Origin of the sequence: Mesorhizobium sp. IMUNJ 23232 (genome assembly GCF_044326205.1) — a bacterium.
In the GTDB taxonomy this organism is placed as follows: Bacteria; Pseudomonadota; Alphaproteobacteria; order Rhizobiales; family Rhizobiaceae; genus Kumtagia.
Window position 1 is genome coordinate 101,600 of the sequence record NZ_JBIRCY010000026.1, and the last position, 7,210, is coordinate 108,809.

Here is a 7,210-nt window from a genome sequence, read left to right on the forward strand (position 1 = left end):
TTCTCCCCTCGCCGTCCTGAACGAAGATGCAACCCGCCATCGCAACGCACAACCTTTAGGCGCGGCGCCTCCCCAAAAACTATCCACAAGAAATAGCGATATTTCGGGGTCGCCGTCGCGACTACGCCTTGCTGCACAGATCGCTGCGAATGATTCGAAAGGCGGGGGCCGATGATCGTGATCGTAGACGAGCGAGAGCTCGTCACTGAAGGATATTCTTCACTGTTCGACCGGGAAGGTGTGGCAACCACCGGTTTTAAGTCGGGCGAATTCGGCGAATGGGTTTCCAGCGCCGCCGACGAGGATTTGAAATCGGTCAGGGCGTTCCTGATCGGCGATTGCGGCAGCGAAAATGTCCTGCCCCGCGCCATCCGGGACCGCACCGGCGCGCCGGTGATCGCGCTCAGCGAACAGCATTCCCTGGAAAACACGCTGCGGCTGTTCGAAGCCGGCGTCGACGACGTCATCCGCAAGCCGGTGCACATCCGCGAGATCCTGGCGCGCATCGCCGCCATCCGCCGCCGCGCCAGCGACGAGCAGAAGCCGACCGAGATCGGCCGCATGCGCATCTTCATGGACGGCCGCGACCCCGAGATCGACGGCCAGCCGCTGCCGCTGCCGCGCCGCGAGCGCAGAATCCTCGAATATCTCGCCGCCAACAGCGGCCGGCGGGTGACGAAGACACAGGTGTTCAATGCCATCTACGGCCTCTTCGACGAGGAGGTCGAGGAGAACGTCGTCGAGAGCCACATCAGCAAGCTGCGCAAGAAGCTGCGCGAGCGGCTTGGTTTCGACCCGATCGATTCCAAGCGTTTCCTCGGCTACCGGCTGATCGTCTGATGCCGGCGCCCGCCCAGGCCTCGGCAGGCGGCGGCCGCGCCGACAGCCTCGCGCAAGACAGCAAGACTATCCTCGGGTCCAACGGCCTGGATCATGAGGAGACCTCCCGATGAGCCTTTATGGAATGATGCGCACCGGCGTCTCGGGCATGAATGCCCAGGCCAACCGGCTTTCGTCCGTGTCGGACAACATCGCCAACTCGAACACCACCGGCTACAAGCGCTCCAGCACCGAGTTCTCGTCGCTGATCATACCGTCCACCAACAGCAACTATACCTCGGGCGGCGTCACCACCACGGTGCGCAACGCCATTTCTCAGCAGGGCGACCTGCGCTTCACGACCTCGTCCAACGATCTCGCCATCAACGGCAACGGCTTCTTCATCGTCCAGGATGCGGACGGGCAGACCTTCATGACCCGCGCCGGCGCCTTCACGCCCGACGACGAAGGCCGGCTGGTCAACGCCGCAGGTTTCCAGTTGATGGGCTACAGCTACGCCAATGGCGTCCCCAGCGCCAACGCCAATGGTTTCGGCGGCCTCGAAGCCGTCAGCGTCAAGATCAACGAGACGACCGCCGCGCCGAGCAAGATCGGCATCTTCAGCGCCAACCTCCCCGCCAGCGCCGACATCGTGCCGGCGGCCGAGCGGCCGTCGCAGAATGCCGCCACAGCAAAATTCTCGGCGAAATCCTCGCTGCTCGCCTACGACAATCTCGGCCGCGAGGTGCTGCTCGACGTCTACAGCACCAAGACCGCCAACAATACGTGGGAAGTCACGATCTACAACCAGGCGGACGCTGCGGCGAACACCTCGTTCCCCTATTCCAGCCCGGCACTGGCGACGCAGACGCTCTCCTTCGACGGCACCACCGGCCAGCTCACGGCGGCCAGCCCCAAGAACATCAGCGTCGCCATTCCCGGCGGTCAGAACCTGACGATTGATCTCGCCAAGATGACCCAGCTCGGCGAGGAATATACGGTCAGCAAGGCCGAGATCGACGGCTCAGGCCCGAGCACGATCGACACCGTGGAAATCGCCAGCGACGGCACCGTCTTCGCGCAATTCAGCGACGGCTCGATCAAGGACCTCTACCGCATCCCGCTCGCCAGCGTGCAGAGCCCGGATCAGCTCAATGTGCTGCCGGGCAACGTCTTCTCCGAGAGCACGCTGTCCGGTTCGGTGCAGGTCGGCTTCGCCGGGGAAGGCTCGTATGGAGCGATCGTCTCGGGCGCGCTCGAAAGCTCGAATGTCGACGTGGCCGAAGAGCTCACCAACATGATCGAGTCGCAGCGCAGCTACACCGCCAATTCGAAAGTGTTCCAGACCGGGGCCGACCTCATGGACGTCCTCGTCAATCTCAAGAGGTAGCATCGCGGGCCGCGGCGCCTTCGGGCGTCCGCGGCGATGCGGGCCGCCTGAAAGTCCTTACGCATGTCGCTTTCCTCCGCTCTCGCAATCGCGCAGTCCTCGCTCCTCAACAACGGGCGCCAGACCAGCGTCGTTTCGCGCAACGTCCAGGAAGCAAAGAATCCAGATTACACCAGACGCGTCGCGCTGGTCTCCAGCACCGGCCCGGGAGCGCGCGTCGTCGACATCCAGCGCGTCACCAACGAGCAATTGTTCCGCCAGAATCTCTCCGCTTTGTCGTCGTGGAGCGGCCAGGGTGCACTTTCCAGCGGCCTTGAGCAGCTCGAAATTTCCGTCAACGGCGTCGACAACAGCACGACCGCCGCCACGGCGCTCGCCAAGTTCCAGGAAGCGCTGCAGACCTATTCGGCATCGCCGTCGAACCGCAGCCTGGCCGAGAACGCCATCGATGCCGCCCGCCAGGTGGTGCGCACGCTGAACGGCGGCACGGCCTCGATCCAGTCGTTCCGCGTCGACATGGACGGCCAGATCGCCACCGCCGTCGACGAGCTGAACGGGCTGCTTGCCGAATTCAAGGACGTCAACACGGCGGTCACCCTCGGCACACGTGCCGGCCGCGACGTCAACGACGCGCTCGACCAGCGCGACGCGCTATTGAAGAAAATTTCCGAATACGTGCCCCTGTCGACGCTGTCGCGCGGCGACAACGACATGGTGCTGATGACCAAGGACGGCGCGACGCTGTTCGAGAAGGTGCCGCGTACGGTCTCCTTCCAAGCCTCCACCTCGTACGGGGCGGGCAGCGCCGGCAACCCCGTCTATATAGACGGCGTGCCGGTCGGCCTAGGCAGCGGCGGCAACACCGACGCCTCGGGCAAGATCGCCGGCATGGTGCAGTTGCGCGACGACGTCGCCACCAAGATGCAGGGCCAGCTTGACGAGATCGCGCGAGGGCTGGTCACCGCCTTCGCCGAAAAGGGCACGGCCGTGGCCGACAGGCCGGGCCTCTTCACCTGGCCCGGCGCGCCGGCTGTGCCTGCCGCCGGTACACTGGTCGACGGCCTTGCCGGCTCGATCAGGATCAACGCGGCCTTCGATAGCAGCGCCGGCGGCAATCCGGAACTGCTGCGCGATGGCGGCGCCAACGGCGCTGCCTATGTCGTCAATACCGGCGGCAACGCCAGCTTCGCGGACCTTCTTATCGCCTATGGCGACCGCATGGACCAGCCGATGGCCTTCGACACGGCGGCCGGCCTGACCACCAACATCAGCCTCAGCAATTTCTCGACCGCCTCGATCGGCTGGTTCCAGGCGGTGCGCAAGGATGCATCGGAAGGCGCCGAGAACAAGGAGGCGCTGGCCACCCGCACGCAGGAAGCGCTCTCCAACGCCACCGGCGTCAATGTCGACGCCGAGATGTCGCTGCTGCTCGACCTCGAACATTCCTACGAGGCGTCAGCCCGCATCATCAAGGCGGTCGACGAGATGCTGGCCGCGCTGCTGGCGGCGGTGAGGTAGTCCATGAAGACGACGTCCGTCTCCACCGCCGCCCTCTCCCAGTCGCTGCGCTATTCGCTGGTGCGCGCCCAGGCGGAACTCACCAAGGCGCAGAAGGAGTTGCAAACCGGCCAGCTTGCCGACACCGGCCTGGCCCTCGGCGCCCGCACCGCGCAGACGGTATCGTTCACGCGCGACTTCGAGCGCATGCAGGGCATCGTCGATTCCAACACGCTGATCTCGTCGCGGCTGAAGACCACGCAGGATTCGCTGACGCAGATCCACGAAGCCGCCCAGACCTTCCTGTCGACGCTGACCACCAGCTCATCCGGCGACGCCGTCGGCGACGTCACACAATCCAGCGCAAAAATCATGCTGGAGGAACTGACCGGCATCCTCAACACCAGCTTCAACGGCGAGCACATTTTTGCCGGCACCAACACCGACGTGACGCCGATCGACGATTTTTCCGCGCCGGGATCGGCGGCAAAGGCAGCCTTCGACGCCGCCTTCCTGTCGCATTTCGGCTTCGCCAAGAACGACCCGGCGGCGGCCTCCATCACCGCCGCTCAGATGGACGCTTTTCTCACCGCGGCCGTCGAGCCGCAGTTCCTCGGCGCCGGCTGGGCGGCAAACTGGTCGGACGCCACCGACCAGCGCATCGTCAGCCGCGTCACGCTCTCCGACACCACGGAAACCTCCGTCAGCGCCAACGATCCCGGCATCCGCAAGCTTGCCATGGCAGCGGCGACGATCAGCGACCTGTTCGACAGCAATATCGGCCCCGGCGCGCTGGAGGCGCTTCTGGCCAAGGCCGTCGACCTTGTCGGCCAGGCCGTCGGCAACATCGGCGACCTGCAGGCCACCACCGGCATCATCCAGAAGCGCGTCAGCGACGCCAGCGACCGGCTCAAGGTGCAGATCGACCTGTTCGAGCGCCAGATCGGCGACATGGTCGGCGTCGATCCCTATGAAGCGCAGACGCGGGTCAGCGACCTGCTCAGCCACATCGAAGCTTCCTACGCGCTGACCGCGCGGCTCCAGCAACTCAGCATCCTGCGTTTCATCAGCTAACCCGAGCAACGGCAAACGATGTACCAATTCTCCTACGCCGACATCCAGACCGACTCGGTCGCCGACGCGCGGGACCGGGAGCGCCAGCTTCTCAACCGCTCCATCGCCCTGCTCGACGAGGCCAGGCAGGCCGGGACCGACTCGCTCAAGGCGATCGAGGCCCTGCACTTCACCAACCGGCTGTGGACCACCTTCGTAGAAGACCTCGGCAATGCGGAGAACGCCCTGCCGAAGGAACTGCGCGCCAACCTGATCTCGATCGGCTTGTGGCTGCTGCGCGAGGCCGAAGAGGTGCGGCAGGGCCGGTCGCAGAATTTCGAGGGACTGATCGAAGTGTCGCAGATCATCCGGGACGGGATACGATGAAACCCACGCTGAAGATTTCGCTGAAGCCGAACGAGAAGATCTATTTGAACGGCGCCGTCGTGCGGGCCGACCGCAAGGTGACGATCGAGCTTTTGAACGACGTGCAGTTCCTGCTGGAGAGCCATGTGCTGCAGGCCGGCCAGGCGTCGACGCCGCTGCGCCAGCTCTATTTCATGGTGCAGATCATGCTGATGGAACCGGAAGGGGCCGCGCAGGCGCGCGACATGTTCCGAAAATCGCTGCCGCTGCTGATCGCCAGCTTCGAGGACCCGCAAATCAGCTCGGCCCTCAAGCAGGTCGACGCGCTGGTCAGCGAAGGGTCGGTGTTCGAGGCGCTGAAGACCATTCGCTCGCTCTACGGGCTGGAGGCGAAAGCCATGGGACATGCAAACGACGCCGCGACGACCCTGCGGCCGATCGCGATGGGAGCGCGCGCCTGATGACGACGCCGGTCAATGCGGTTCAGACGAACACCACGAACAAGACATCAACTTCGAACGACGCGGCCGCCAAGACCGCTGTCGACTACCAGTCCTTCCTGCGGCTGCTTGTCGCCCAGATGAAGAACCAGGACCCGACCAATCCGATGGATTCCACGCAATATGTGGCGCAGCTCGCCTCGTTCAGCCAGGTCGAGCAGTCGGTGCAGATCAACAGCCGCCTCGACCAGTTGCTCCAGGCCTCGACGCTGGCGCAGGCCGACGCGCTGATCGGGCGCACGGTGACATCAGCCGACGGCAAGATCAGCGGCGAGGTGAAGGAGGTCCGGCTGACCACCGGCGGCGCGACCGCCGTGCTTGTCAGCGGCAAGGAGATTCCGGTGGGCGCGGGCCTCGTCATCTCCGCGACCAACTAGCGCGCTTCCAACGATGGCGCACAGCATTTCCAGCCCGCTCACACCGGAGGGAAATTCATGAACGAGGCCGACGCGCTCGACATCGTCCAGTTCGCCATCTGGACCGTTCTCACGGCCTGTGGACCGGCGGTCGGCGTCGCCATGATCGTCGGCATCGGCATCGCGCTCATCCAGGCGCTGACGCAGATCCAGGAAATCACGCTGACCTTCGTGCCGAAGATCGTCGCCATCCTGCTGGTTATCGCTTTCACCGGTCCCTACATCGGCGGCCAGATCACCGCCTTCTCCAACGTCATCTTCGAGCGCATCGAGACGGGGTTTTAGGCAGGTTTCGGCCGGCCTCGCCAACAGATGTGCGGCGGCATTTTTTTGTGCCGGCACGGATCGCCACACACCCGGATTCTTGTTCGGTTGGCCGTTAAATCGTTGAGATATTTTGCTTTTCGAGACCCGCCGGCCGCCGCGCATCACGACGAGTTGCGCCGCGGCGGCTCCAGCGCGTAGTACGCCATTGCATTGGCATGCGCGAGAATCTCATCGACCTCGCGGATGTTCTTGCGTTTCGGAGCATCCGGGTCGAAACGCGGCAATCTTCCGCCGGGCGGCCGCCCGCGCCGGAGCGGCGAAAAACGCCTGAACCGGACCGGACCCTGCTTGCCGCTCGCGGCCGCCGCGTCGCGGGCCGCTTTGTCTCGCGCAAGGCCTGCGTCGTTGCGCGCCTTCCAGCGGGCGAAACGTTTTGCCTGGCCGGGAAGATCGTCGAGCGCTGAGGCCAGCGCATCCAGCCTGAGCGTCAGTTTTGCCGCATTGATCGGATCGTCGCGCGACGGCGGCGGCGGCAGGGGGATGCGTGGCGCGTCGTCGTCGAGCGACCGGATGCGCGGCACGGCATGCGCCGGCACATAGTTGCGGCGGATGCGGAAGGGATATTTCAGCGCATCGAGCAGCGACAGGTTTTGTCCGCGCGGGTGAGAGGCGCGCCGTTCGGCGGCTTTCCGCTCGGCCTCAAAGCGGGCAAAATCCTCCTTCGACAGGGTGACGGCGAGGCCGAGGCGGCGCATGGCGGCCACCGTGTCGGAAATTTTTGGTTTTGGCTTGCGCGGACGAAACGGCGGCAGCGTCACCACGATGCCTTGCGCCGCCGCGATGATCAGCCGCCGGGCGGCGGATTCGGCCGGGCGCAGCAGCAGCAGAATGGCGCGGTAGAG

At 64.9% G+C, this 7,210-nt stretch carries 9 protein-coding genes; 8 read left to right on the forward strand and 1 reads right to left on the reverse strand.

Translation table 11 applies throughout. From position 1 onward, the window contains the following. Positions 1-171: 171 nt before the first annotated feature. From ACH196_RS19450 to fliQ, 8 genes are all read left to right on the forward strand, one after another. Positions 172-840, forward strand: a complete 669-nt coding sequence (locus tag ACH196_RS19450) for a winged helix-turn-helix domain-containing protein (RefSeq protein WP_396648575.1) — start codon at positions 172-174, stop codon at positions 838-840. A 109-nt stretch (positions 841-949) separates the two neighbouring features. Next, positions 950-2,209: a flagellar hook protein FlgE gene (locus tag ACH196_RS19455; protein ID WP_396648576.1), complete on the forward strand. Its 1,260-nt coding sequence runs from the start codon at positions 950-952 to the stop codon at positions 2,207-2,209. A gap of 63 nt (positions 2,210-2,272) precedes the next feature. Beyond that, positions 2,273-3,727: a flagellar hook-associated protein FlgK gene (flgK, locus tag ACH196_RS19460; RefSeq protein WP_396648577.1), complete on the forward strand. Its 1,455-nt coding sequence runs from the start codon at positions 2,273-2,275 to the stop codon at positions 3,725-3,727. A 3-nt stretch (positions 3,728-3,730) separates the two neighbouring features. Next, positions 3,731-4,780, forward strand: a complete 1,050-nt coding sequence (locus ACH196_RS19465; RefSeq protein WP_396648578.1) for a flagellar hook-associated family protein — start codon at positions 3,731-3,733, stop codon at positions 4,778-4,780. Between the two features lie 18 nt (positions 4,781-4,798). Continuing rightward, complete coding sequence (gene flaF / locus ACH196_RS19470) at positions 4,799-5,146, forward strand: flagellar biosynthesis regulator FlaF (protein ID WP_396648579.1); 348 nt, start codon at positions 4,799-4,801, stop codon at positions 5,144-5,146. Next, entirely contained in the window at positions 5,143-5,586 is a 444-nt protein-coding gene (gene flbT, locus ACH196_RS19475; protein ID WP_396648580.1) for a flagellar biosynthesis repressor FlbT, read from the forward strand. Before flaF ends, flbT begins: the two co-directional genes overlap by 4 nt. Beyond that, on the forward strand, positions 5,586-6,002 hold the full coding sequence (gene flgD, locus ACH196_RS19480) for a flagellar hook assembly protein FlgD (RefSeq protein WP_396648581.1): 417 nt from the start codon (positions 5,586-5,588) through the stop codon (positions 6,000-6,002). Before flbT ends, flgD begins: the two co-directional genes overlap by 1 nt. Positions 6,003-6,059: 57 nt before the next feature. Further along, on the forward strand, positions 6,060-6,326 hold the full coding sequence (gene fliQ / locus ACH196_RS19485; RefSeq protein ID WP_396648582.1) for a flagellar biosynthesis protein FliQ: 267 nt from the start codon (positions 6,060-6,062) through the stop codon (positions 6,324-6,326). Between the two features lie 143 nt (positions 6,327-6,469). Here fliQ and ACH196_RS19490 read toward each other — a convergent pair. After that, a partial coding sequence (locus ACH196_RS19490) for a hypothetical protein (protein ID WP_396648583.1) occupies positions 6,470-7,210 on the reverse strand: 741 nt, incomplete at its 5' end.